Below are 24,620 nucleotides of genomic sequence, written 5' to 3'. Positions count from 1 at the left end.
ATGCACAGCCCGCACCCAAAGAACGGAGCTAGCGCCCCCGCAGCCGCCGCACCAGAATGCTGGCCTCGCCCCGCTGCTCCAGGTCCGCCAGCACCACCGCCACGGCCTCCCGCACTATCCGCCCGCGGTCCACCGCGAGCCCGTGCTCGCCCCGCAGCACCAGCCGGGCGTGCTCCAGGTCGATCAGCTCCTCGGCGGAGACATAGACCGTGATCTTCTCCTCGTGCCGCTCCCGCCCGGTAGGGCGGGACCGCCCGCCTCCCCGGGGCTTGCGCCGGGCCGCGGCGTCCGCCGCAGGGGCGGGGGTGCCGTTGTGCTGCGGGGCCGGCTGCCCGGCCGCCGCGCCGGGGGCCGCCCCGGTGGACAGCGGTCGGCGCTGGGGCGCCACCGGCGCCGGCGCCGCGGCCTGGGCGGCCTTCTCGCCGGAGGCGTGCTCACCCTCCGGCTCCGCGGCTCCGGCCTCCGCCGGCCGACTCTGGGCCGGTTCGGAGGAGCGGGGCGCGGGCGTGAGCGACATCCCCCCGGTGGTCCGGAACAGTTCGTCCGCTCCCGGGAGGCTCACTCGACGGGGCACCGGGCGAGCACCTCCCTGGCGAGCTGGCGGTAGGCGGCGGCGCCGACCGAGTTGGAGGCGTAGGTGGTGATCGGCTCGCCGGCCACCGTGGTCTCCGGGAAGCGCACCGTGCGGCCGATGACGGTGTGGAAGACGTGCTCACCGAAGGCCTCGGTGACCCGGGCCAGCACCTCACGGCTGTGCACCGTGCGGGAGTCGTACATGGTCGCCAGGATGCCGTCCAGGCGCAGGTCGGGGTTGAGCCGCTCGCAGACCTTCTCGATGGTCTCGGTGAGCAGCGCGACCCCGCGCAGCGCGAAGAACTCGCACTCCAGCGGCACGATGACGCTGTTGGCCGCGGTCAGCGCGTTGACCGTGAGCAGGCCCAGCGACGGCTGGCAGTCGATGATGACGTAGTCGTAGTCCGGCAGCAGCGGCTTGAGCGCCCGCGCCAGCGCGGACTCCCGGGCCACCTCGCTGACCAGCTGCACCTCGGCGGCCGACAGGTCGATGTTGGACGGCAGCAGGTCCATGCCGGGGACGGCGGTCTTCAGCAGCACCTCGTCGGCCGTCAGGCCCCGCTCCATGAGCAGGTTGTAGACCGTCAGGTCCAGTTCCATCGGGTTGACGCCGAGGCCGACCGAGAGCGCGCCCTGCGGGTCGAAGTCGACCAGCAGCACCCGCCGGCCGTACTCGGCCAGCGCCGCGCCCAGGTTGATGGTCGAGGTGGTCTTGCCGACCCCGCCCTTCTGGTTGCACATCGCCACGATCTTGGCCGGACCGTGCTCGGTGAGCGGTGAGGGGATCGGGAAGTACGGCAGCGGGCGGCCGGTGGGGCCGACCCGCTCACGGCGCTGCCGGGCCGCGTCGGGCGCCAGGGTGGCGGCGTACTCCGGGTCGGGCTCGTACTCGGCGTCGGGGTCGTAGAACTGACCGTCCGGCAGTTCGGCGTAGACCAGGCCCGGCTCCACGGCGTCGTAGGCCGTGGCGTTGTAGACGACCGGCTCGGGCACCTCGGAGTGGCGCGCGGCGGCCTGGTAGGGATCGGCCTGACCGGGGTAGTGGTGGGTGTCGTACTCGGGCGTCGCCTGGCGGGCGTCAAAGGTGCGCACGTCCATCGACTCCTCCCCGGAGGGACCGGCGACGTCCTGCACCAGTCCTGGCTGACCACCCCCGGGAGCAAATGTCGACTCATTCACAAGTCGTCTTACCTCCTTGGCGACCGCCGTTGACACCGGAATCGTTTGGTGGGGCTTTGGGGCTTGCCCCCTCCAATGGGCGGCATGTGCCGTGCCGCAGCCTAGCAACGACACAGTAGCGCCAACCACCACACCAGTGATGCACGAACCAACATGTCGATATGACTAGATCACCGCGCGATGGCCGACGTTAGCGCCGCACCCCGCCACGATGCCAGAGATCAGGCGGCAGTACAGCCTTTCGGGCCACTGTCACCACATCCGCACGGGAGTGAGATCAGACGTCAGAAAGTTGACGATCTGTCGACATTGAGACCATTCGCACCCGCAGCACGCCCGCCCGGCACGCCGACGGGCGGAGCACCGAAGTGCTCCGCCCGTCGTTTTGGACTATGCCTCAGGCCAGAGCCACTTCAGGCCAGCACGTCGGCCAGGTCGACCGAGCTGAGGCCGTGCGCCTCGGCCACCTCGCGGTAGGTCAGCTGTCCCTCGTGCGCATTGAGGCCCTTGGCGAGCGCGGCGTCACGGTTGCAGGCTTCCTTCCAGCCGCGGTTGGCCAGCTCGACGATGTACGGCATCGTCGCGTTGGTCAGCGCGTAGGTGGAGGTGTTGGGCACCGCGCCCGGCATGTTGGCGACGCAGTAGAAGACCGAGTTGTGGACCGGGAAGGTCGGCTCGGCGTGCGTGGTGGGCCGGGAGTCCTCGAAGCAGCCGCCCTGGTCGATGGCGATGTCGACGAGCACGGAGCCCGGCTTCATCCGCGAGACCAGCTCGTTGGTGACCAGCTTGGGGGCCTTGGCACCGGGGATCAGCACCGCGCCGATGACCAGGTCGGCCTCCAGCACGGCCTTCTCCAGCTCGAAGGCGTTGGAGGCGATGGCCTTGATCCGGTTGCCGAAGATCCTGTCGGCCTCGCGGAGCTTGTTGATGTCACGGTCCAGCAGGGTCACGTCGTAGCCCATGCCGATGGCGATGGTCGCCGCGTGCCAGCCGGAGACGCCGCCACCGATGACCACAGCCTTGGCCGCGTGGGTCCCGGGCACGCCGCCCGGCAGGGTGCCGCGGCCGCCGGCCGGGCGCATCAGGTGGTACGAGCCGACCTGCGGGGCCAGCCGGCCCGCGACCTCGGACATCGGCGCGAGCAGCGGCAGGGCGCCGTTGGCCAGTTGCACGGTCTCGTAGGCGATGGCGGTGGTGCCGGAGGCGAGGAGGGCGTCGGTGCACTCCCGCGAGGCGGCCAGGTGAAGGTAGGTGAACAGGGTCTGGCCCTTGCGGAGGCGGTGGTACTCCTCGGCGATGGGCTCCTTGACCTTGAGCAGCAGGTCGGCCGCGGCCCAGACCTCGTCAGCGGTGGGGAGGATCTCGGCGCCGGCGGAGACGAACTCCTCGTCGGTGATGGAGGAGCCGACACCGGCGTTCTGCTCCACCACGACCTGGTGCCCGTTGCGGACCAGCTCGTGCACGCCGGCGGGCGTGATGGCCACGCGGTACTCGTGGTTCTTGACCTCGCGGGGGATGCCGACCTTCACGGCTAAACACGTCCCTTGCACATCGGGGGTCCGCCGGCGGGTACGCCGACGGTGGCCGCGCACTGGTTGCGGCACTTCCGAGTGTAATGAAGCCGGAGGAATGCAACAGCCTTACAATCTGACCAAAAGAATACGATCGGTTGGCAGTTTCGTAGGCTTGTGCGGTTGCGCGCGTTAACAAGTGCTACCAAAAGCACTAAATCGCTCACACAACCGCAATCACTCCGTAACCGCCGGGTGCGTCGCCGCCCCGTCCTCGCTCCGCCGACCCTGCGGCAGCCCGAGCGCCGCCGCCTGCTCGCGCCGGGCCCGGCCGCCCGCTGCGTCCCCGGCCCGCTCCAGCGCCTCGGCCGACCGCAGCAGCACCTGGGTCTGCAGCCGGACGCCCGACGGCCCGGCCACCCCCCTCGCCTCCTCCAGCGCGTCCCGCAGCGTGCGCACCGCCTGGTCCGGGCTGCCGGCCAGCTCCTGCACCCGGGCCGCGCCCAGCGTCGCGCCCACCGCGCCGGCCGGATCTCCGAGCTTGCGGTGCAGTGCGGCGGCGGCCCGGTAGTCCTTCAGCGCGTCCCCCATCCGTCCCTGCGCGGTGTGCGCGGCGGCGAGCCGGCCCAGCAGCCGCACCTCGTCGGCCTGCTCGCCGCGCCTGCGGCGCAGGCCCAGCGCCCTGCCGTACCAGTCCGCGGCCCGGACCAGGTCCCCCGAGGCCCGGAAGGCGCCGGCGACGGCCTCCAGGATCCGGCACACCGCCACATGGTCGTCGGCGGCCCGGGCCGGACCCAGCGCCGAGCGGTAGCGCTCCAGCGCCCGGCGGTGCTGGCCCGCCGTCGCGCGCAGGTCCCCCAGGTTGACCAGTGCGGCCGCCTGCTGCCGGTGCAGCCCGCCGCGCAGGGCGAGGTCGAGCACCGTGCCGTGCAGGGCGTAGAGGTCGGCGGCGACCGGCTCAGGGCCCCCGGCCCACAGCGGCAGCGCCCGTACCAGCGCCGTGGCCAGCCGCATCGCCAGTCCGTCCAGCGCGCCGTCGGCGACGGCGGTGTCCAGGGCCGCGCGCAGCACCGGCAGCTCGGTGTCCAGCCACTGCCAGGCCTCGGCCGACCCGGAGAAGCGCAGCGGACCCGGCAGCGGGTCGGGGGCGGGCCCCCCGGTCGGCGCGAGCTGGTGGCAGCAGGCGGTGAGCAGCCGGGTGAGCCGCTCCAGCAGCCGGGCCCGGGCCAGCTCGGTCTCGGCCGGCCGGTCCCCGGCGAGCAGCGCGGCCAGCGGCTCGCGCAGGCAGCCGGGCAGCTCATGGCGCCCGCGGGGTCCGACCGGACGCAGCAGCTGCTGCTCGGCCAGCGTCGCGAGGTGCACCGCGGCGGCGTCCACCGGGCAGCCCAGCAGCGCGGAGGCGGTACGGGGGTCGGCCACCCCGCCGGGGGCCAGCGTCAGCAGCCGCAGCAGCCGTGCGGCCGGGGCCGGGAGCCCGTCGTGGACCAGGTCGAAGGCGCGCAGCAGCGGCTCGACGCCGGGTTCGGCCGCGCCGGGCCGCTTGGCCAGCAGCACCCGGGGCGGCTCCGGGGTGTGGTCGGCCAGCAGCCGCAGCACATCGGTGACCGAGGCCCTGGGCCTGGCCCTGAGCCAGCCGCCGACCAGGCAGAGCGCCATCGGGTGGCAGGCCAGCGTCTCGGCCAGGGTCCGCGCCGCCACCGGGTCGCAGACGATCCGGGTGTCCCCGGCCTGTCCCACCAGCACGGCGGTGGCAGCGGAGGCCCCGAGGCCGCCGATCACCACCGGACGGGCGTCGGCCAGGCCGGTCAGCGGACCGGAGGTCACCGCCACCACCAGGCAGCCGTCGGTCGGCGGCAGCAGCGCCTCGACCTGCTCCACCTGCTGCACGTCGTCCAGCACCAGCAGCACCTGACGCCCCGCCAGCGCCTCGCGCAGCGCGGCCGGGCCTGATGCGCTCTCCTGCTCGGAGTCCGGGTCGGGCAGCGGCGCCGGCGGCCGCGGCTCACCGAGTGCCTCCAGCAGCACCTCGGCCGCCCGCTCGGCCGCGACCGGCCTGCCGCCGGGCTCGCTCATCCGGACGAAGAACTGCCCGTCCGGGTAGTCCGCGGCGACGGTGCGGGCGAAGCGGACCGCCAGCGCGGTGCGCCCCGAACCGCGGCGCCCGGCGACGATCAGGACCCGGCAGCGCGGGATTTCCTCGTCCGCTCCCAGGCCGGGCCGGCCCACCTCGTCGCGCAGCTGGGCGAGCTCCGCCTGGCGCCCGGCGAAGACCGCCGGATCCTCGGGCAGCTCAGCGGGCGGCACCGCGCCGCGCCGCTGGTTCTGACGTACCGTCCGCGCCTCTGCCGCATTAGCTTCCGCCACTCGCGCAGCGTAGTTCACCGGCGGGGCGCTGCTCCGCAGCTGCGCCCCGCCGTCAACAACTCGACCCGCCGATCACTCGAACGGTCGCGCCGGCCAGGGGGCTTCGGCCGCGCGCAGGCCGTTCAGACCGGCCTCCCCGAACACACCGCCGTCCAGCGCGACCTTGGCCGCGAGCACCGAGGACACCAGCGCGCCGTTGTGCAGTTCGCCCGCGAGGACCAGCCGCACCAACTCGTCCAGGTCGACCCGGTCGACCTCCAGGTCCAGCTCCTCGTGCTCGGCCTGGAAGCGCTCGCCGTCCGCCTCGGCCAGGTCCTGGGCCAGGAAGATCCTCAGCGCCTCCGAGGAGCCGCCGGGCGAGCTGTAGAAGTCGATCAGCGTCCGCCAGTCGCCGGCCTTGGTGTGGGCCTCCTCGTACAGCTCGCGCTGCGCGGCGTGCAGCGGGTTCTCCCCCGGCACGTCCAGCAGGCCGGCCGGCAGCTCCCAGAGGCGGTGCCGCACGGGATGCCGGTACTGCCGCACCAGGAGGACGCTGCGCTGCGCATCGATGGCCAGTACACCGACCGCGCCGGGGTGCTGCTGGTAGTCCCGTGCGGCGGTGGCGCCGTCGGGCATCACGACCTCATCGGTCCTGATGTCCCAGACCTTCCCGTGGAACGACAACCGCGAGGCCGTAACCGGCCACTCCTCCGGACTGTCCACAACCGGCTCCCGCCGCATACCCGCACCTCCTGCTAGACGCCAGCCATGCAACCACAAAAGGGGCGCGGGGAACTGCGCGACCAACCATGCACCTCCGTAGAGGGTTGGTCGCGCAGTTCCCCGCGCCCCTGACGATGGTTACTCGCCGTTCTGACGCTTTACCGCTGCGGCGATGAGCCCTGCGAACAGCGGGTGCGGACGCGTCGGGCGGGACTTGAGCTCCGGGTGGGCCTGAGTGGCGACCAGGTACGGATGCACCTCGCGCGGGTACTCCACGTACTCCACCAGATCGCCCTTGGGCGAGAGCCCCGAGAAGACCAGTCCGGCCTTCTCCAGTTCGCCGCGGTACGAGTTGTTGACCTCATAGCGGTGGCGGTGCCGCTCCTCGACGTACGGCTCGTCCCCGTACACCTCGCGGACGATGGACCCCTCGGCGAGCTTCGCCGGGTAGAGGCCGAGCCGCATGGTGCCGCCCAGGTCCCCCTTGCCGTCGACGATCTCCAACTGCTCGGCCATGGTGGAGATCACCGGGTTCTGCGCCGCCGGGTCGAACTCGGTCGAGTTGGCGTCGGCCAGCCCGGCCAGGTTCCGCGCCGCCTCGATGACCACGCACTGCAGCCCCAGGCACAGCCCCAGCAGCGGGATCTGCTTCTCACGGCCGTAGGTGATCGCGGCGACCTTGCCGTCCACCCCGCGGTCCCCGAAGCCGCCCGGGATGCAGATCGCGTCCACGTCGCCGAGCTGCTCCTCCGCGCCCTCGGGCGTCTTGCAGTCGTCCGAGGTGACCCACTTGATCTCGACCTTGGCGTTGTTGGCGAACCCGCCGGCCCGCAGCGCCTCGGTCACCGACAGGTAGGCGTCCGGCAGGTCGATGTACTTGCCGACCAGCGCGACCTTCACCACGTGCTCGGGCTCGTGCACCCGGCGCAGCAGGTCGTCCCAGACGGTCCAGTCGACATCGCGGAAGGCCAGGTCGAGACGGCGGACGACATACGCGTCCAGGCCCTCGCTGTGCAGCACCTTGGGGATGTCGTAGATCGATTTTGCGTCGATCGCCGCGACCACGGCCTCCTCGTCCACGTCGCACATCAGCGAGATCTTGCGCTTGATGGCCTGCGGCACCTCGCGGTCGGCGCGCAGCACGATCGCGTCGGGCTGGATGCCGATGTTGCGGAGCGCGGCGACGGAGTGCTGGGTCGGCTTGGTCTTGAGCTCGCCGGAGGGGCCGATGTAGGGGAGCAGCGAGACGTGCACGAAGAAGACGTTGTCCCGGCCGACCTCGTGGCGGACCTGGCGGACGGCCTCCAGGAACGGCAGCGACTCGATGTCGCCGACGGTGCCGCCGACCTCGGTGATCACGACGTCGACGTCGTCGGTCGCCATCCGGCGGATCCGGGACTTGATCTCGTTGGTGATGTGCGGGATGACCTGGACGGTGTCGCCGAGGTACTCGCCGCGGCGCTCCTTGGCGATCACGGTGGAGTACACCTGCCCGGTGGTGACGTTCGCCGAGCCGTGCAGGTTGGTGTCCAGGAAGCGCTCGTAGTGGCCGATGTCCAGGTCCGTCTCGGCGCCGTCGTCCGTGACGAAGACCTCACCGTGCTGGAACGGGTTCATGGTGCCGGGGTCGACGTTGAGGTACGGGTCCAGCTTCTGCATGGTGACCCGCAGTCCGCGCGCCTTCAGCAGAGCCCCGAGGCTGGAGGCGGTGAGCCCCTTGCCGAGCGAGGAGGCGACGCCCCCGGTGACGAAGAGGTGCTTGGTCGTCGTGTTGTTCCGGCCGGAACTGGCCGAATGGGGCTGTGCCAAGAGGGGGCTCCCGTGGTTGCGTCTTCGCAGGTGTCGACCGGACCCTGCGTACCGCCTCCAGCGATGCCGAGGGGGCGGGTTGGCGGTGGTGTCTAGCACCAGTCCACGGAGTACCAGCCTATCAGCGCCGTGGCTTGATCGCGTCCTTCGACCCCTTTTGGCGGCGCGCCGTGATCACGGTGTTCACACCCACCCCTTTCGGCGACGTATCCTGCACGGACGCGTTCCTCCAGCAGGAACCCCACAGATCCCAGGAGCACCACAGCACCTGACGGATCGACGGCAGATCCGGGCGCTTCCACCCCTTGAGCCTCCCTTTCCCCCGCAACAGCGCTGCCGAGTTCATCTCGCGAACTGGAGATCCACGTGGCCGCTCGTATCGAGGACTACGCCCTCATCGGCGACATGCAGACCGCCGCCCTGGTCAGCCGGGACGGCTCGGTCGACTGGCTGTGCCTGCCCCGCTTCGACTCCCCCGCCGTCTTCGCCGGACTGCTCGGCACCGACGAGCACGGCTTCTGGCGGATCGGCCCGGCCGACCCGATCGGAAAGCCGCAGACGGCCGCGCCCAAGGGCCTGCCCGACTTCACCGAGAGCGGCGAGTTCCGGGTCCTGCCGCCGACCGCGGCCGCCCCCGCCGCGCCGGCCACCCGCCGCCGCTACCGCGGCGACTCGCTGGTGCTGGAGCAGGAGTGGGACACCCCGCGCGGCATCGTGCGGGTGATCGACTTCATGCCGCCGCGCGGTCTCCCGGAGCGCGGCGCGGTCCCGCAGATGATCCGCATCGTCGAGGGCGTCACCGGCCGGGTGCGGATGCGCTCGGCGCTGCGGATGCGCTTCTCCTACGGCCGGGTCGTCCCCTGGGTGCACAAGGTGGAGGACGGGGACACCGTCCGGACCGTCGCCGTCGCCGGACCCGACTCGGTCTGGCTGGACGGCGAGGCCGAGACCTACGGCCGCGACCTCACCACCTATGCCGACTTCACCGTCGCCGCGGGCCAGCGCATCGCCTTCGCGCTCACCTGGCAGCCCTCCCACCTGGGCGCACCCGACCAGCCCGACGCCGAGGAGGCGCTGGCCACCACCGAGGAGTTCTGGCAGGACTGGGCCTCCCAGTGCACCTACCAGGGCCCCTACCGCGAGGCCGTGATCCGCTCGCTGCTCACGCTCAAGGCGCTCACCTACGCGCCCACCGGCGGCATCGTGGCCGCCCCCACCACCTCGCTCCCGGAGGACATCGGCGGCGTCCGCAACTGGGACTACCGCTACACCTGGCTGCGCGACGCCACCATCACGCTCTCCTCGCTGCTGCGCACCGGCTACCGCGACGAGGCCCGCGCCTGGCGCGAGTGGCTGCTCAGGGCGGTCGCCGGCGACCCGGAGAACCTGCAGATCATGTACGGGATCGCGGGCGAGCGGGAGCTCACCGAGACCTCGCTGGACTGGCTGCCCGGCTACGAGAACTCCACCCCGGTCCGGATCGGCAACACCGCCGCCGAACAGCTCCAGCTGGACGTCTACGGCGAGGTCGTCGAGGCGCTGCACCTGGCCCATATGACCGGACTGGTCCGCAACGACCACGCCCATCTGCTGCAGCTGCGCCTGATCAGCTACCTGGAGCAGCACTGGAACGAGCCCGACGAGGGCATCTGGGAGGTGCGCGGCCCGCGCCGGCACTTCGTCCACTCCAAGGTGATGGCCTGGGTCGCCGTGGACCGCACCATCCGGATGCTGGAGGAGACTCCGCACGAGGGCCCGCTGGAGCGCTGGCGCGAGCTGCGCGACGACATCCACTTCGACGTCTGCGAGAACGGCTTCGACCGGGAGCGCAACACCTTCACCCAGTCCTACGGCTCCAAGGAACTGGACGCCTCACTGCTGCTGATCCCGCAGGTCGGCTTCCTGCCGCCGGACGACAAGCGGGTCATCGGCACCATCGAGGCGATCCAGCGCGAGCTGCTCACCCCCGACGGCTTCGTGCTGCGCTACCCGACCAGCGGCGGCGAGGAGGGCGTGGACGGCCTGCCGGGCGACGAGGGCGCCTTCCTGGCCTGCTCGTTCTGGCTGGCCGACGACCTGGCGATGATCGGCAGGGTGGGCGAGGCCCGCGACCTGTTCGAACGGCTGCTGGCGATCCGCAACGACGTGGGCCTGCTCGCCGAGGAGTGGGACCCGCGCCTGAAGCGCCAGGTCGGCAACTTCCCCCAGGCCTTCAGCCACGTCCCGCTGATCGACACCGCCCTGCGCCTGAACGCCGTCGGCGGGCTGCCCGCAAGGTGAGCCACTCTCCTTTGTACACTTGAGGAACAAAGTCGGTTCCGCAAAGGAGTCCCATGCCTGCCAGCACCGCCGAGACCGTGATTCTGACCGCCCGCGCGCTGCTGCTCGACATGGACGGGACCCTGGTCGACTCCGGAGCGGCGGTGGAGCGGGTGTGGCGGGCCTGGGCCGCCGAGCAGGGCCTGGACGGCGACCGGGTGCTGGAGGTCGTCCACGGGCGGCAGGGCTTCGCCAGCATGGCGATCCTGCTGCCCGACCGGCCGATGGAGATCAACCACGCCGAGAACGCCCGGATGCTGGCCCAGGAGACCGCCGACACCGAGGGCGTCGTCCCGATCGGCGGCGCCCCGACCTTCCTCGCCTCGCTGGCCGGCCTTCCGCACGCCCTGGTGACCTCGGCCGACGACGCCCTGGCCCGTGCCCGCATGGGCGCCGCGGGGCTGCCCGTCCCGGCCGTGGCGGTCACCGCCGAACACGTCACCCGCAGCAAGCCCGACCCCGAGGGCTTCCTCCTCGGCGCGAAGCTGCTCGGCATTGACCCCGCCGACTGCATCGTCCTCGAGGACTCCGAAGCCGGCACCCGGGCCGGCCTCGCCGCCGGCATGCAGGTCATCGGCATAGGCCCCGCCACCACCAGCTACGGCGCGACCGTCTCCGTCAGAGACCTGACCCAGCTCCAGGTAACCACCAGCGATTCCGGCACCATCACGCTGACAGTCGCCCCCTGAAACCTAGGGGCGCGGGGAACTGCGCTGCCAACCACCCACCGCGGAAACCCGTGCACCTACCGCTCCCCCGTCAATTCGTCGTACACGCTCAACACCTGAGCCACCGTAGCCGCCTCATCCGGCCACGTCTCCGCCTGAACGGGCCCCGCCGCAGCCAGCTCCGCCCGCCGCCCCTCATCCGCGAGCACCGCAGACACCGCTGCCGCCAAAGCCGTCGGATCCCCCGGAGGGACCAGCACCGCCGCGTCCCCCACCAACTCCGGCAACCCCCCGACCGCCGTCGCGACGAGCGGCACCCCGGCCCGCAGGGCTTCCTGCGCCACCAGCGACCGCGCCTCCCAGCGCGAGGAGATCACCACCAGGTCCGCCGCCAGCAGCAGCTCCCGCACGTCGGAGCGCCGACCCAGCAGCCTGGCCCGCAGCTTCTCGGACTTGATCCGCCCCCGCAGCGCCCCCTGCTCGGGCCCTTCCCCCGCGATCAGAACCAACGGCTCCTCGCCGCCGCGCCATCCGGAGGCCGCGTCCAGCAGCAGATGGAAGTTCTTCTGCGGAACCAGCCGCCCCACCGCCAGCACCACCGGACGGTCGGCCCGCTCCTTGCTGCCCAGCAGCTCCTTCCGGACCGCCTCCCTGCTGCGCTCAGCAGTTGCCGCCGGCAGCGGCGGCGCGGCGACCGGCCCGAGCCTCGCGTCGGCCGCGCCGAGACTGCGGGCCCGGGCCACCAGATCGGAGGAGGCGCCGAGGATCAGGTCCGCGTTCTTGGCGACCCGACGCTCCATCAGCCGCAGCAGCCTGCGCTCCACCCCGGTGGCGAGGTTGGCGTGGTGCGAGGTGACCACCAGCGGGGTCCCGGCCCGCGCCGTCCGCAGCGCCAGGTCGGACAGCAGCGCGGCCCGCAGCCCGTGCGCATGCACCAGCGAGGCGCGGGCGAAGGCCCGCCGCAGCTCGCCGACCGCGGCCGCGTCGGTACGGGGGCCGGGGGTGGGTGTGATCTCCACCGGCTGGAACCGGGCCCCGGAGCCGGAGAAGCCGTAGAGCTCGTCGGTCTCGGCCGGGCCGCACACGGTGACCTCCAGGCCGTGTGCGCTGAGCCCCTGGGCCAGGGAGCGCACATGCGTGCCGATGCCGCCAGAACTGCCCGCCAGTACCAGGACGGCGTGCAGTTGGCCGGTGGGGGCTGCAGGGGTGTGCTCCACGGTCAGCGTCGTCTCCAGCTCGGTCGGATGTAGTGGTGAGCGCGGGACCACGATGCCAGCTCGGAAGGGGTCTTGGACAGTCGGCGGCGGCGCTGCCGCCGTGGTCACGGCCCGTTGCTCACCCGTTCGGCGGCGTGTCGCCGAACGGTCCCGTCCTAGTCGGCCGCCGCGGTGCGGGCGGCCGCCAGCAGCTCTTCCGCGTGCGCACGGCCCAGCTCGGAGTCCTCAAGACCGGCCAGCATCCGGGACAGCTCCCTGACCCGTTCCACATCGCTCAGCGTGGTCACCCCGGAGCGGGTGACCGTGCCGTCGACGGTCTTCTCCACCACCAGGTGCCGGTCCGCGAACGCGGCCACCTGCGGCAGATGGGTCACCACGATGACCTGCGAGGTCCGCGCCAGCCTGGCCAGCCGCCGGCCCACCTCGACCGCGGCCTTGCCGCCGACGCCGGCGTCGACCTCGTCGAAGAGATAGGTCGGCACCGGGTCCGCGCCGGCGAAGACCACCTCGACCGCCAGCATCACCCGGGACAGCTCACCGCCGGACGCGCCCTTGGCGATCGGACGCGGCGGGGCGCCGGGGTGCGGCGCGAGCAGCACCTCCACCTCGTCCACGCCGTAGGGGCCGAAGTCGGCGGCGGGGGTGATCCCGAAGCTGACCCTGGCGTGCGGCATCGCCAGCTCGGTCAGTTCGGCGGTGACGGCCTTGGCGAAGTCCTCCGCCGCGGCCCTGCGGGCGGTGGTGAGCTGCGCGGCGAGCTCGGAGACGGTGCCGCTGAGCTTCTCCTGCTCCTCCTCCAGTGCGCCGATGGTGTCGTCGTCGCCGTCGAGCTCGGTGAGCCGCTCTGCGGCCGCCTCGGCCCACTCCAGCACCTCGGCGAGGCCGCCCTCGGGGCCTCCCCCGGCTCCGGCGTTCGCATACTTGCGCACCAGGTGCGCCAGCACCGCGCGGCGCTCCTCGACGGCGGCCAGCCGGGCCGGGTCGGCGTCCAGGTCGTCCGCGTAGCCGGCCAGGTCGCCGGCGATGTCGCCGAGCAGGTAGCCGACCTCGCTGAGCCGGTCGGCCAGCGCCGCCAGCCTGGGGTCGTGGTGGCGGACCGACTCCATCGCCCGCCGGGCCTGCGCCAGCAGCGTCCCGGCGTCCACGGCGTCGGGGTCGGCGGGCTCGCCGGCCAGGGCGGCGTGCGCCTGGTTGGCGGCGGAGGACAGCGCGTCGGCGTGGCCGAGCCGCTCGGACTCCGCCGCCAGCTCCAGGTCCTCGCCGGCCAGCGGCTCCGCGGCGGCGACCTCGTCCAGGCCGAAGCGCAGCAGGTCGGCCTCCTGGGCCCGTTCCCTGGCCCGGGTGGTCAGCTCTTCCAGCCGGGCGGTCACCTCGCGCAGCCTGCGGAAGGCGGTCTGGTACTCGACCAGCGGCAGCGCCACCGGGTCGCCGGCGTAGCGGTCCAGCGCGCCGCGCTGCCGGGCCGGCTGCAGCAGCCGCTGCTGGTCGGTCTGACCGTGCACCGCGATCAGGTCCTCGCCCAGGGAGGCGAGCAGGCTCAGCGGGACCGAACGGCCGCCGACATGCGCCCGGGAGCGGCCCTCGGCGGAGACGGTACGGCTGATCAGCAGGGCGCCGTCGTCCAGCTCGGCGCCCGCCTCGACCGCGCGCTGCGCGGCCGGCGAACCGTCCGCGTCCGCGACGCGCCCCTCCACCACGGCCCGCTCGGCGCCGTTGCGGACCAGGGCCGGGTCGGCCTTGCCGCCGAGCAGCAGCCCGAGGCTGGTGACCACCATGGTCTTGCCCGCCCCGGTCTCGCCGGTGACCACGGTGAATCCGGGCGACAGCTCCACCACGGCGTCCTCGATCACGCCCAGTGCCCGTATCCGCATCTCTTCCAGACGGGGGCGGTCCATGCCGTTGACCTGCACCTTGTCCTCTCGGTGAGCGCTCACTGGCCCCTCTGGGGAAACTCCTGGGGAGCCCGCGCTCCCGTCCACGTCCGTACACCGACCCCATGACGGGCTGCCCTGAGCCTAGTGGCCTGACCCGTCCGGGCGAAGCGGGGACCGGCACGTTCCCCCGGCCCGCCTCCTCAGCGCGGTGCCGCGCCGCGCCAACCCGTCACCGGCAGTGCGAACTTGGCGACCAGCCGGTCGGTGAAGGGGGCACGGTGCAGCCGGGCCAGCCGTACCGGGATCGCGCCCCGGCGGACCTCCACCCGGGCCCCGGCCGGGAGCTCCACCGTGCGCCGCCCGTCGCACCAGAGCACCCCGTTGGGCGTCTTCGCCTGCACCTCGACGGCCAGCACCGAGTGCGGCGAGGTCACCAGCGGCTTGGCGAACAGCGCGTGGGCGCTGATCGGGACCATCAGCAGCGCCTCGACCTCGGGCCACACCACCGGGCCGCCCGCCGAGAAGGCGTAGGCGGTCGATCCGGTGGGCGTCGCGCAGACCACCCCGTCGCAGCCGAAGGTGGACACCGGGCGTCCGTCCACCTCCGTCACCACCTCGATCATGCGTTCGCGGGATGCCTTCTCGACGGAGGCCTCGTTGAGCGCCCAGTCGGTGTGCACCACCCGGCCGTCCGTTCGAACGACCACGTCCAGCGTCATCCGCTCCTCGACCTCGTAGTCGCTGTCCACCACCCGTTCGACCACCTTCTGCAGGTCGTCGCGTTCGGCCTCGGCCAGGAAGCCGACCCGCCCGAGGTTCACCCCGAGCATCGGCACCCCGGACTCGCGGGACAACTCGGCGCCGCGCAGCAGCGTGCCGTCACCGCCCAGGACCAGCACCAGTTCGCAGCCCCTGGCCGCGCCCGGACCGCCGGCCACCGCCTCCACCTGGGCCGGATAGCCCATGACGGGAGCCTCCTCGGCCAGCACCCGCAGCTTGATCCCGGCCTTGGACAGCCCCTCCACCAGGCTCTCGACGCTCTGCAGCGCCTCCTCCCGGCCGGTGTGCGCAAGCAGGAAGACGGTACGGTCACTCATCTGAACCTCCGGCGCCGGGACGGGACGTCCTCGGCCCGGTCGGCGCTCCCCCTCGAATACGGGCAAGTCGCGGTCAAGTGCAGTGCTCCGACCTTACCCGGTGTCCCGCACCCCTCCAGGAAGACCAGCCCCGCCAGCCCCTCCGATCGACCGTCGTCCACCCGTGCGAAGACAGCTGTAACCCGCGGGTTAATTCGGGGAGTATTTAAGTCGCACGGTCGCGCCCGGTCAATTCCGCTAGCCTAGGCTTCCCATGGGAACCGAGGGGGATCCCATTTCCAGGCCCGGGGGGGTTGCATGGCCGATTTTCGTCGCCATTGCCGTTCTCTATTACCGAGGACAGCACGCCTGCGCGAAGCCCTGGCCCTCTCCACTGCCTGCACACTGCTGAGCGCCTGCGCGGCCACCGGCACCGGCGCACCGACGGCGGCCGGGGACGGGTCCGGGGACAGTCCGATCGCGGTCGCGACCGCGCCGGCCGCACCCTCCGGCGCCTGGCCCTACTACGGAACCCGGATCGAACCCGCCGTCGCGCTGCCCTCCTTCGAGCTCATCGACACCGGCGGCGCGGCCTACCAGCCGAGCACCCGAGCGGCCGGACGGATCGTCACCCTCTTCTTCGGCTACACCGACTGCCCCGACGAGTGCCCCACCACGATGGCCGACATCGCCGCCGCCCTGCAGGAACTCCCCCCGTCCGTCCGCGCCCAGGTCACCACGGTCTTCGTGACCCTGGACCCGGCCCATGACACCGCCACGGTGCTGCGGAAGTGGCTCGACAACTTCAGCACCCGCTTCGTCGGCCTGAGCGGACCGGTCGCCGTGGTCGACCGGGACGCCCTCTCGCTGGGCGTGCCGGCCCAACCACCGACCACCGACGCGACCGGGACCCGGACCGTCGAGCACGGCACCCAGACCCTGGTCTTCGGCCGGGACGGCACCGCCCGCTTCGTCTGGAGCCCGGAGACGACCGTCGCCGACATCGCCCACGACCTGCTCCGACTCTCCGCAGCGCCGTTGGCCGGATGAGCTGAAGGTCGTCGGTTCGTAAAAGCATTGAATTCACCATCCGCCGATGATCCGATTGCGCGCCACCGGCTGTTCCGGGAATTCGGAATTCAATATTCTGTACTGCCGCATTGCCACCCCCGGGGCCTACTGCGGGCCCTGCTCCACGGCCCGGCGGGCGTCCGCCGGGTCCAGCGGCGGGGCGTCCCGGCGGAACCACAGGAAGTACTCGACATTGCCGGAGGGCCCGGGCAGCGGGCTCGCGGTCACCCCGCGCACACCGAGCCCCAGCTCCGCCCCCTGTCCGGCCACCTTCTCGATCATCTCCTGGCGCAGCTGCGCGCTGCGGACCACGCCGCCGCTGCCGAGCCGCTCCTTGCCGACCTCGAACTGCGGCTTCACCATCAGCACCAGATCGCCCTCCGGCGCGGTGCACCGCGCCAGCGCGGGCAGCACCAGGCCCAGCGGGATGAACGACAGATCGCTCACCACCAGGTCCACCGGCACTCCGTCGAGCTGCTCCAGGGTGAGCTCCCGGACGTTCGTCCGGTCCATCACCGTAACCCGGTCGTCGCTCTGCAGCGACCAGGCCAGCTGGCCGTAGCCGACGTCGACCGCGAGCACCCGGTCCACCCCGGCCCGCAGCAGCACGTCGGTGAACCCACCGGTGGACGCCCCGGCGTCCAGGCAGCGGCGGCCCTCGACGGCCAGCCCCTCGGGCAGGAACACCGCCAGCGCCCCGGCCAGCTTGTGGCCGCCCCGGGAGACGTAGTCGGGGTCGTTGTCGTCCTTGGCCACCACCACCGCCGCCGCGGTCTCCACCTGCGTGGCCGGCTTGGTCGCCGTCGTCCCGCCCACGGAGACCCGCCCCGCGGCGATCAGCTCACTGGCGTGCTCCCGCGACCGGGCCAGCTTCCGGCGGACCAGCTCTGCGTCCAGACGGCGTCGTGCGACTGCCACGTGCGGTTCAGCTCCTGCGATTCGAATCGGTGTCGAGCGGGTGGTCGTCGTCGAGCGCGTTCAGGGTGTCACGGAGGGCCTGGTGCACGGTCTCGTAGACCCCGGCGTGCGCCTCCGTCGGCACCCCGTCCAGCTCCCCCAGCCGGGCCAGCGCGGAGTCGACGGCGTCGTGCCCGGTCTCCAGCACCGGCTGCCGCGGCTCACTCATCGCCCGCACCCGTACCCGCCTTCGGCACGACCCGCTTCCCGGACGAGGACGCCGCACCGCCAGCGGGCTTCTTCGCACCAGGTTTCCTCGCCGCGGCCTTCTTCGCCGGGGTCTGCTCCGGTGCGGCCTGTCCGGCCGTGGATTTCTGCGCCGCAGCCCGCTTGGCCGTGGCCTTCTTCGCGACAGCCTTCTTCGCGGGCGCGGCCTCCGCCGCTGCCTTCTTCGCCGGTGCCCGCTTCGTTGCCGCCTTCTTCGCGGGCGCCTTCTCCGCGGGCGCCTTCTCCGCCGGTGCCGGTTCCGTCACCGGTGCCGGCTTCCGTGCGGGGGCCTTCCGCGCTGCGGGGGCCCGGGCCGGTGTCGGCGCTGCCGCCGCCTCCGCGGCGACCGCCGCCTTCCGCGCGGCCGTCTTCTTCATCCCCGGCACGGCCGCGCGTCGGCGCGCCGCCGCAGCGGCCTCGTCGTCCCCCGGGAGGTCCTCGTCGACGACCACCCGCACCGGCCGCGCCGCGGCCGACTTCCGCCGGGGCGCCGGGAACGCGTGCTCGGCGCGCGGTTGGGCGACCCGCCCCTCCCCGGGCTGCGCCGCAGGCGCGTCCTCCCCGCCCTGGAGGTGCCTGACCTGCTGTTCCAGGAACTCCAGGACCACGCCCACTTGGACCACCCCGTCGCCGAGGCGGCTCCACACCTTGTCCGCCTCCGAGCGCACCACGCCGACCACCAGCTGCACCGGCTCCGGCGCCCGCTCCAGCAGCTCGTTAGGATGCACCCCGCTCAGCTCCAGCAGGTCCCGGGCGGCCCCCTCGGCCCGACGCCGGGCCTCCTCGGCCACGCCGACGACCCCGTTGGCAGCCCCCGCCGCAGCTTTCAGGCAGTCACGCACCACGTCACGCATTCCGGCACTCCTCCTCCACGCCCAAGCACTCGACAGGCCCTGCACCGACGCTACCGCCTGGCCGCCTCCGGTCGCGCACTCAGCGCGTCCCCGGCTGCGGTAGCGTCGGTGCAACCAGCACGTATCCCGCACCTCAGGAGCACAGCGCACCATGGCCACCACCGCCGAGTGCCGCGCGGCACTGGAACAGCTCAGCCGGAACCTCGGCAAGGCCGAAGGCGACGTCCGTACCGCCGCCTCCCTGGACCGCTCGCTGACCTGCTGGATCACCGACCTGGACGTCACCTTCTCGGGGCGGCTGCGCGACGGCAGCATCACCGAGGTGACGGAGGCTCCGGGCCGCCCGACCGAACGGGCCCAGATCCGGCTGTCGATGACCGGCGACGACCTGGTCGCCCTGGTCGGCGGCCGGCTGAACTTCGCCTCCGCCTGGGCGACCGGCCGGGTCAAGCTGGAGGCAGGCATCCGCGACCTGCTCCAGCTCCGCAAGCTGCTCTAGCTACTGGGCGGCCCGGCTTCAGAGATCCAGCGAGGCCAGCGCCTCGCGCCACTTGGGCGTCGACCCGCCAGGCGCGTCCGCCGCCGCCCAGGCCGCCGCGCAGAGCGCCCGCAGCCCGTCGTAGCGGTCCTCCCCGCGCTCGGCGATCTCCAGCCCGCCGTCCCGCGGCTCCACCGTCCAGCCGCCGCAGCGGTAGGAGCCGCCGTCCCCGGCGCCGAGCTCGGGCTGCACCCGCAGCAGCCCGCGCAGGTCGGCCGCCAGGTACGTCGGCCGGTACTTCGCCGGGGCCTCGGGCAGCTCCTCGGGCCTGCTGACGCCGGTGAACACCAGCAGGCTGTCGACACCGCCGTTGAAGGCCCCCTCGATGTCGGTGTCCAGCCGGTCCCCCACCACCAGCGGCCGCTTCGCCCCGGTGCGGATCACCGTCTCCCGGTGCATCGGCGGCAGCGGCTTCCCGGCCACCTCCGGGTCCACCCCGGTCGCCGTCCGCACCGCCGCGACCAGCGTGCCGTTCCCCGGCGCGGTGCCGCGCGCTGTCGGAATGGTCAGGTCGGTGTTGGAGGCCACCCACGGGAGGCCCTTCGCGACGGCGTAGGAGGCCTCGGCGAGCTGCGTCCAGCCCACCGACGCGTCATAGCCCTGCACCACCGCGGCCGGGTCGTCGTCCAACGAGCGCACCGGACGCAGCCCGCGCTCCCGTACCGCCTCCAGCAGGCCCTCGCCGCCGATGACCAGCACCGCCGCGCCCGCCGGCACCTTCCCCGCCACGACCCTGGCCGCCGCCTGCGCCGAGGTGATCACATCGTCCGGCTCGGCGGCGATGCCCAGCTCGGTCAGGTGCTCGGCGACGGCCTTCGGCGTGCGCGAGGCGTTGTTGGTCACATAGGCCAGCCGCATCCCGGCCGTGCGGGCCTGCGCGAGCGAATCGACCGCGTGGTCGATCGCCCGGGGCCCGGCGTAGACGACTCCGTCCAGGTCCAGCAGGGCCGTGTCATAGGCCCGGTACAGCGGCTGGTCTGCGTGCTCAGACATGGATCGGTGTCTTCCTACTCGTCCTGATGATGCTTTTCGTCCTGCTGGTCCTGCTTCTGCTCTGCCCCGACCGTACCGAACCCCCCGGCCCGTGCCTTCAGGGTCGCCCGGGTCTGGCGCAGCGCGGCCCGGTAGTGGGCGGCGTCCGGACGCATCGCCACCGCGAGCGCCAGATGCACCGCCGACTCCTCGAAGTCCCCGGTCCGCGCCGCCGCGAGCCCCCAGCCGAACTGGGCGTAGTCGTCGGACGGGTCGGCCAGCGCCACCTCCCGAAAGCTCTCCAGCGCCGCGGCGTACGACCCGGCGTCGAACTGCGCCCTGGCCAGCGACTCCCTGATCGCCGCCGAACCGGGCTCGGCCGCGGCGGCCCGGCTGAGCAGCTGCTGGGCCGCCCCCGGATGGCCCCCGGCCAGCAGGGCGCTTCCGCGCCTGAACCACTCGTACACATCCCCGCTCGGTGCACCTTCGTCGCTGCGTGCACGCTTCCTCATCGCACCCTCCGATGATCAGGCAACCAGGCATACCCGATTAACATGCCCAGAGTGAGAGCAGTCAGTGCAGACGACTCAGGAGATTTCCGCCCCGGCGACGACGACCGTGGCTGGGGTGATGCCGGACGGGTGGCCGCAGCCGGGTTGTCGCTGACCCCGTTCCGCGGTCTGCGCTACGACCCGGCGAAGGTCAGCTCCCTCGCCGCCGTCACCTCGCCGCCCTACGACGTGGTGGATCCCGACGGACGCCTGCGCCTGGAGACCGGCGACCCGCACAACATCGTCCGGCTGATCCTGCCCCGCCCGCAACCGACCGCCGAGAGCGGCTACCGCCAGGCCGCCCGGCTGCTCGCGGAGTGGCAGCGCGCGGGCGTACTCGTCGCCGACCCGGCGGCCGCCCTCTACGTCTACGAGCAGCGGACGCCCCCCGAGGACGGCGCCCCGGGCAGCGGCACCCTGCAGCGCGGCCTGATCGGCGCCCTGGCGCTGAGCGAACCGGGCGCCGGGGTGGTGCTCCCGCACGAGGACGTGATGCCGCAGCCGGTCGCCGACCGGGTCGGCCTGATGCGCACCACCAAGGCCAACCTGGAGCCGCTGCTACTCACCTACCGCGGCGACGGCGGAGCTGCCGGGGTGGTGGAACGCGCCGCGGCCGGCCCCCCGCTGCTCACCACCACGACCCTGGACGGCACCACCCACCGGCTCTGGTCCGTCACCGCCGCTGCCGACCTGGCCGCCGTCAGCACCGACCTGGCCACCTGCCGGGCCCTGATCGCCGACGGCCACCACCGCTGGGCCATGTACCTGCGCCTCCAGGGCGAGTACCGGCACCTGGCCAACAGCCCCTGGGACCGCGGCCTGGTGCTGCTCGTCGACACCGCCCGCTACCCGCTCCGCGTCCGCGCCATCCACCGCGTGCTGCGTCAGCTCCCGGTGGACAAGGCCCTCTCCGCGCTGGACGGGTCCTGGTCGGTCTCGCCGGTGGAGGACAGCACCCAGCAGGGCGCCCTGACCGCCCTCGCGGAGGCCAAGGCCGCCGGGCTGAACGCCTTCGTCCTCGCCGGCGACGGCGGCTTCCACCTCGTCACCGGGCCGGACGAGCAGACCCTGCGCGCCGCCGTCCCCGACGACCGACCCGAGGAGTACCGCCGGCTGGACGCCACGGTGCTGCACTCGGTGCTCCTCGACCGGGTCTGGCACGTGCCGGATGCCCCCGAGCACATCGGCTACCTGCACGACACCGCAGCCGCCGTCCGCGAGGCGGAGCGCGGCGGCGGCACGGCGGTGCTGCTCCACCCGGTCGACGAGGGGGTCGTCCGTCGGCTCGCCGAACAGGGCGTGACCATGCCGCGGAAGTCCACCTCCTTCGGGCCCAAGCCCGCCACCGGACTGGTCCTGCGCAGCCTGCTGGTCCGCTGAGCATTCGTCATCCGGACATGACTGTGGCCCGGGACCAGAGACCTCCTGGTTCCGAGCCACAGCCGGTGCATCAGTTGCGATCGCCCTCGGGCTCCAGGAAGGGACGCTCGGCGGACGGGCTGTCGAAGCCCTCCTCCTCGTCCTCTTCCTCGTCGTCCTCGTAGTAGTCCTCGCCGTCGCCCTGGGCGAACTCGGCGTCGCTCTCGTCGTCGCCCTCGTCGTCCACCGCGACCACGATGCCGGACTCGTCCTCGTCGTCCTCGTCGTCGTCCAGCTCGACCTCGGGGTCGAGCGCGTCGACGAACTCGATGCCGTCCAGCTGCGCCAGGCGCTCCGCCGCGCCGGTGCTGCCGTCCTGGTCGGCCTCGACCGCCTTGGCGAACCAGTCGCGGGCCTCGTCCTCACGCCCGGCGCCGATCAGCGCCTCCGCGTAGGCGTACCGCAGCCGGGCCGTCCACGGCTGCACCGAGTGCGAGCCCAGCTCGGGGCACTCCAGCGTCACCACGGCCGCGTCGAACTGCTCCATGTCGCTGCGGGCTCCCGCCGCGACCAGGCGCATCTCGATCTGTCCGGCCTTGTCCAGCTGCTTCACCTCGGGAGCGCCGGCCATCTCCAGCGCCCGCTCCGGACGGCCCAGCCCGCGCTCGCAGTCGGCCATGACCGGCCACAGCTCCGCCGACCCGGTCATCCGCCGCGAAGCACGGAACTCCGTCAGCGCCTCCGAGTACCGCTCGGTGACGTAGGAGGCGAACCCGGCCGCCTCTCGCACCGCAGCGACCCGCGAGGCCAGCCGCAGGGCGACGCGCGAGTACGCGTACGCCTCTTCCGGCTCGCTGTCGAGCAGCCTGGCCACCATGACGAGGTTCTTGGCCACGTCCTCGGCAAGCGTCTTCGGAAGGCTCATCAGCTCCTGGCGGACATCCCCGTCGATCTCCTGCCCGGTGACGTCCTCATCGATCGGCAGACGCCGAACCGGCTCACTCCGCCGCTCGTCCCCCTGCCCCCGGTTCTCGAATCGCCCACCACCGGAGGACGACCCACGGTCATCCCGGCGCGGGCCACGGTCGTCCCGGTTGAAGCTACGCGGGCGGTCATCCCGGCTGAACCCACCACCGGAGGACGGACGGTCATCACGACGGGGACCACGGTCATCGCGGTTGAAGCTACGCGGGCGATCGTCCCGGTTGTAACCGCCGCCGGAGGACGGACGGTCATCACGACGGGGACCACGGTCATCGCGGTTGAAGCTACGCGGACGGTCATCCCGGTTGAACCCACCACCGGAGGACGGACGGTCATCACGACGCGGACCACGGTCATCGCGGTTGAAGCTACGCGGACGGTCATCCCGGTTGAACCCACCACCGGAGGACGGACGGTCATCACGACGCGGGCCGCGGTCATCGCGGTTGAAGCTACGCGGACGGTCATCCCGGTTGAACCCACCGCCAGAGGACGGACGGTCATCACGACGCGGGCCGCGATCGTCGCGGTTGAACCCACCACCACGGGGACGGTCATCCCGGTTGAAGCCACCGCCCGAGGGGCGATCGTCACGACGGAACCCACCACCGGACGAGGGCCGGTCGTCGCGGCGCGGGCCACGGTCGTCCCGGTTGAAGCTGCGCGGACGGTCATCCCGGCTGAACCCACCGCCAGAGGACGGACGGTCATCTCGACGCGGGCCACGGTCATCGCGGTTGAAGCTACGGGGACGGTCGTCACGGTTGTAACCGCCGCCCGAGGGCCGGTCGTCGCGGCGCGGGCCACGGTCGTCACGGTTGAAGCCTCCGCCACGGGGGCGGTCATCCCGGTTGAAGCCACCACCCGAGGGACGGTCATCACGACGGAACCCACCACCGGAAGGACGGTCATCGCGACGGAACCCACCACCCGAAGACGGACGGTCATCGCGGTTGTAGCCACCGCCACGGGGGCGGTCGTCACGGTTGAAGCCACCGCCCGAGGGGCGGTCGTCCCGACGGAACCCGCCACCGCTCGACGAGGGACGGTCGTCCCGACGCGGCGCGCGGTCGTCACGGCTGTCGCGGTTGTAGCCGCCACTGGTGGGGCGGTCGTCACGACGGGGACCACGGTCGTCGCGGTTGAAGCCACCGCCACGGGGGCGATCGTCACGGTTGAAGCCACCGCCCGAGGGGCGGTCGTCACGACGCGGCGCGCGATCATCGCGGCTGTCGCGGTTGTAGCCGCCGCCACGGGAGTCACGCCGGCCGCCCGCACCCGCGGCGCCCTGCGATCCGTCACCCGAACGGCGCTCCGGGCGTCCCTGAGGGGGGTTCGACATTGACCTGACTCCTTCTGACTGATCTACCAGCAACATCCCGGTGGCCACCGTCGAGGCACCCCACCGACTCTCATTGTCCCGCACTCAGCAGGCGCCCGCTCACGGGCTACCGGCCAGTTCAATTCCATCCTGCAAAAACACAAAAAGCCGCGGCCCCAGCGAATCGCTGGGGCCGCGGCTCTGAATAATTGTTCGGCGGCGTCCTACTCTCCCACAGGGTCCCCCCTGCAGTACCATCGGCGCTATGAGGCTTAGCTTCCGGGTTCGGGATGTTACCGGGCGTTTCCCTCACGCTATGACCACCGAAACCCTATCGGGTGTTCAGCGAACACTCTCTTCAATTGTGATGTGCCATCGAAATGGCACGTTCACCGGGGCTGTTCGCAACCCGGGAACTGCACAGTGGACGCGTAGCAGCTATGGTCAAGCCCTCGGCCTATTAGTACCGGTCAGCTCCACCCCTTGCGGGGCTTCCACATCCGGCCTATCAACC

General features: G+C 72.4%; 20 protein-coding genes, 2 rRNA genes and 1 pseudogene. 5 read left to right on the top strand and 18 right to left on the bottom strand.

The genetic code is table 11. The features are described from left to right. Window positions 1-28 precede the first annotated feature (28 nt). The 6 genes from ABH941_RS31650 to ABH941_RS31625 form a co-directional block, all read right to left on the bottom strand. On the bottom strand, window positions 29-562 hold the full coding sequence (locus tag ABH941_RS31650) for a hypothetical protein (protein WP_370133151.1): 534 nt from the start codon (window positions 560-562) through the stop codon (window positions 29-31). Further along, window positions 559-1,752, bottom strand: a complete 1,194-nt coding sequence (locus ABH941_RS31645) for a ParA family protein (protein ID WP_370133010.1) — start codon at window positions 1,750-1,752, stop codon at window positions 559-561. Before ABH941_RS31645 ends, ABH941_RS31650 begins: the two co-directional genes overlap by 4 nt. A 413-nt stretch (window positions 1,753-2,165) precedes the next feature. Further along, window positions 2,166-3,281, bottom strand: a complete 1,116-nt coding sequence (ald, locus tag ABH941_RS31640) for an alanine dehydrogenase (RefSeq protein WP_370133009.1) — start codon at window positions 3,279-3,281, stop codon at window positions 2,166-2,168. Between the two features lie 219 nt (window positions 3,282-3,500). Beyond that, a complete protein-coding gene (locus ABH941_RS31635; protein WP_370133008.1) occupies window positions 3,501-5,627 on the bottom strand; it encodes an AAA family ATPase in 2,127 nt (708 codons plus the stop codon). Window positions 5,628-5,699: 72 nt separating this feature from the next. Further along, a complete protein-coding gene (locus ABH941_RS31630) occupies window positions 5,700-6,347 on the bottom strand; it encodes an NUDIX domain-containing protein (RefSeq protein WP_370133007.1) in 648 nt (215 codons plus the stop codon). A 120-nt stretch (window positions 6,348-6,467) separates the two neighbouring features. Then, window positions 6,468-8,138 carry a CTP synthase gene (locus ABH941_RS31625; RefSeq protein WP_370133006.1) on the bottom strand — a complete coding sequence of 557 codons (1,671 nt, stop codon included), beginning with the start codon at window positions 8,136-8,138 and terminating at the stop codon, window positions 6,468-6,470. A 366-nt stretch (window positions 8,139-8,504) separates the two neighbouring features. Between ABH941_RS31625 and ABH941_RS31620 the strand changes: the two genes are divergently transcribed. Together ABH941_RS31620 and ABH941_RS31615 are read left to right on the top strand one after the other, a co-directional pair. Continuing rightward, a complete protein-coding gene (locus ABH941_RS31620) occupies window positions 8,505-10,418 on the top strand; it encodes a glycoside hydrolase family 15 protein (protein ID WP_370133005.1) in 1,914 nt (637 codons plus the stop codon). Window positions 10,419-10,471: 53 nt separating this feature from the next. Then, window positions 10,472-11,146, top strand: a complete 675-nt coding sequence (locus tag ABH941_RS31615; RefSeq protein ID WP_370133004.1) for an HAD-IA family hydrolase — start codon at window positions 10,472-10,474, stop codon at window positions 11,144-11,146. Between the two features lie 56 nt (window positions 11,147-11,202). Here the strand turns inward: ABH941_RS31615 and ABH941_RS31610 are convergent, their stop codons facing one another. The 3 genes from ABH941_RS31610 to ABH941_RS31600 all read right to left on the bottom strand — a co-directional run bounded on the left by ABH941_RS31610 (window position 11,203) and on the right by ABH941_RS31600 (window position 15,313). Further along, window positions 11,203-12,342: a glycosyltransferase family 4 protein gene (locus ABH941_RS31610; protein WP_370133003.1), complete on the bottom strand. Its 1,140-nt coding sequence runs from the start codon at window positions 12,340-12,342 to the stop codon at window positions 11,203-11,205. A gap of 155 nt (window positions 12,343-12,497) precedes the next feature. Continuing rightward, on the bottom strand, window positions 12,498-14,213 hold the full coding sequence (gene recN, locus ABH941_RS31605; protein WP_370133150.1) for a DNA repair protein RecN: 1,716 nt from the start codon (window positions 14,211-14,213) through the stop codon (window positions 12,498-12,500). A 203-nt stretch (window positions 14,214-14,416) separates the two neighbouring features. Continuing rightward, the gene (locus tag ABH941_RS31600; protein WP_370133002.1) at window positions 14,417-15,313 is read right to left on the bottom strand and encodes an NAD kinase; all 897 of its coding nucleotides are present in this window, start codon (window positions 15,311-15,313) and stop codon (window positions 14,417-14,419) included. Between the two features lie 297 nt (window positions 15,314-15,610). Here ABH941_RS31600 and ABH941_RS31595 point away from each other — a divergent pair, with 297 nt between their 5' ends. Then, window positions 15,611-16,342, top strand: coding sequence for an SCO family protein (locus ABH941_RS31595; RefSeq protein ID WP_370133001.1), 732 nt, complete (start codon window positions 15,611-15,613; stop codon window positions 16,340-16,342). Between the two features lie 126 nt (window positions 16,343-16,468). Here ABH941_RS31595 and ABH941_RS31590 read toward each other — a convergent pair whose 3' ends face one another. Genes ABH941_RS31590 through ABH941_RS31580 form a run of 3 tightly spaced genes read right to left on the bottom strand, consistent with a single transcriptional unit; the run spans window position 16,469 to window position 18,381 of the window. Beyond that, window positions 16,469-17,281 carry a TlyA family RNA methyltransferase gene (locus tag ABH941_RS31590; RefSeq protein WP_133999324.1) on the bottom strand — a complete coding sequence of 271 codons (813 nt, stop codon included), beginning with the start codon at window positions 17,279-17,281 and terminating at the stop codon, window positions 16,469-16,471. Between the two features lie 7 nt (window positions 17,282-17,288). Further along, window positions 17,289-17,489: a hypothetical protein gene (locus ABH941_RS31585; protein WP_370133000.1), complete on the bottom strand. Its 201-nt coding sequence runs from the start codon at window positions 17,487-17,489 to the stop codon at window positions 17,289-17,291. Further along, window positions 17,482-18,381, bottom strand: a complete 900-nt coding sequence (locus ABH941_RS31580) for a hypothetical protein (RefSeq protein WP_370132999.1) — start codon at window positions 18,379-18,381, stop codon at window positions 17,482-17,484. Before ABH941_RS31580 ends, ABH941_RS31585 begins: the two co-directional genes overlap by 8 nt. A 151-nt stretch (window positions 18,382-18,532) precedes the next feature. On the opposite strand from ABH941_RS31580, the gene ABH941_RS31575 reads away from it, so the two are divergent. Next, window positions 18,533-18,880: a sterol-binding protein gene (locus ABH941_RS31575; RefSeq protein ID WP_370132998.1), complete on the top strand. Its 348-nt coding sequence runs from the start codon at window positions 18,533-18,535 to the stop codon at window positions 18,878-18,880. An 18-nt stretch (window positions 18,881-18,898) separates the two neighbouring features. Here the strand turns inward: ABH941_RS31575 and ABH941_RS31570 are convergent, their stop codons facing one another. Continuing rightward, a complete protein-coding gene (locus ABH941_RS31570) occupies window positions 18,899-19,912 on the bottom strand; it encodes an HAD-IIA family hydrolase (RefSeq protein WP_370132996.1) in 1,014 nt (337 codons plus the stop codon). 14 nt (window positions 19,913-19,926) lie between these two features. Then, window positions 19,927-20,403, bottom strand: coding sequence for a tetratricopeptide repeat protein (locus ABH941_RS31565; protein WP_370132995.1), 477 nt, complete (start codon window positions 20,401-20,403; stop codon window positions 19,927-19,929). 129 nt (window positions 20,404-20,532) lie between these two features. Between ABH941_RS31565 and ABH941_RS31560 the strand changes: the two genes are divergently transcribed. Next, on the top strand, window positions 20,533-21,822 hold the full coding sequence (locus ABH941_RS31560) for a DUF1015 family protein (protein ID WP_370133149.1): 1,290 nt from the start codon (window positions 20,533-20,535) through the stop codon (window positions 21,820-21,822). 70 nt (window positions 21,823-21,892) lie between these two features. On the opposite strand, the gene ABH941_RS31555 is transcribed toward ABH941_RS31560, so the two are convergent. From ABH941_RS31555 to ABH941_RS31540, 4 genes and pseudogenes are all read right to left on the bottom strand, one after another. Then, on the bottom strand, window positions 21,893-22,726 hold the full coding sequence (locus tag ABH941_RS31555) for a hypothetical protein (protein ID WP_370133148.1): 834 nt from the start codon (window positions 22,724-22,726) through the stop codon (window positions 21,893-21,895). Window positions 22,727-23,071: 345 nt separating this feature from the next. Then, a pseudogene (locus ABH941_RS31550) lies at window positions 23,072-24,049 on the bottom strand (hypothetical protein); the annotation flags it as partial. A 268-nt stretch (window positions 24,050-24,317) separates the two neighbouring features. Beyond that, a 5S ribosomal RNA gene (gene rrf, locus ABH941_RS31545) occupies window positions 24,318-24,434 on the bottom strand. 112 nt (window positions 24,435-24,546) lie between these two features. Then, a 23S ribosomal RNA gene (locus ABH941_RS31540) occupies window positions 24,547-24,620 on the bottom strand; the annotation flags it as partial.

The organism is Streptacidiphilus sp. EB103A (assembly GCF_041261405.1).
Lineage (GTDB): Bacteria > Actinomycetota > Actinomycetes > Streptomycetales > Streptomycetaceae > Streptacidiphilus.
The sequence above is the reverse complement of the archived record's forward strand: the minus strand, read 5'-3'. Positions and strand labels throughout refer to the sequence as shown.

Excerpts from the sequence above, each read along its gene's own strand:
- ABH941_RS31570 (WP_370132996.1), bottom strand. The coding sequence starts at position 19,912 with ATGTCTGAGCACGCAGACCAGCCGCTGTACCGGGCCTATGACACGGCC.
- ABH941_RS31600 (WP_370133002.1), bottom strand. The coding sequence starts at position 15,313 with ATGAGTGACCGTACCGTCTTCCTGCTTGCGCACACCGGCCGGGAGGAG.
- ABH941_RS31595 (WP_370133001.1), top strand. The coding sequence starts at position 15,611 with ATGGCCGATTTTCGTCGCCATTGCCGTTCTCTATTACCGAGGACAGCA.
- ABH941_RS31585 (WP_370133000.1), bottom strand. The coding sequence starts at position 17,489 with ATGAGTGAGCCGCGGCAGCCGGTGCTGGAGACCGGGCACGACGCCGTC.
- ABH941_RS31575 (WP_370132998.1), top strand. The coding sequence starts at position 18,533 with ATGGCCACCACCGCCGAGTGCCGCGCGGCACTGGAACAGCTCAGCCGG.
- ABH941_RS31555 (WP_370133148.1), bottom strand. The coding sequence starts at position 22,726 with ATGAGCCTTCCGAAGACGCTTGCCGAGGACGTGGCCAAGAACCTCGTC.
- recN (WP_370133150.1), bottom strand. The coding sequence starts at position 14,213 with ATGCGGATACGGGCACTGGGCGTGATCGAGGACGCCGTGGTGGAGCTG.
- ABH941_RS31565 (WP_370132995.1), bottom strand. The coding sequence starts at position 20,403 with ATGAGGAAGCGTGCACGCAGCGACGAAGGTGCACCGAGCGGGGATGTG.
- ABH941_RS31580 (WP_370132999.1), bottom strand. The coding sequence starts at position 18,381 with ATGCGTGACGTGGTGCGTGACTGCCTGAAAGCTGCGGCGGGGGCTGCC.
- ABH941_RS31615 (WP_370133004.1), top strand. The coding sequence starts at position 10,472 with ATGCCTGCCAGCACCGCCGAGACCGTGATTCTGACCGCCCGCGCGCTG.
- ABH941_RS31630 (WP_370133007.1), bottom strand. The coding sequence starts at position 6,347 with ATGCGGCGGGAGCCGGTTGTGGACAGTCCGGAGGAGTGGCCGGTTACG.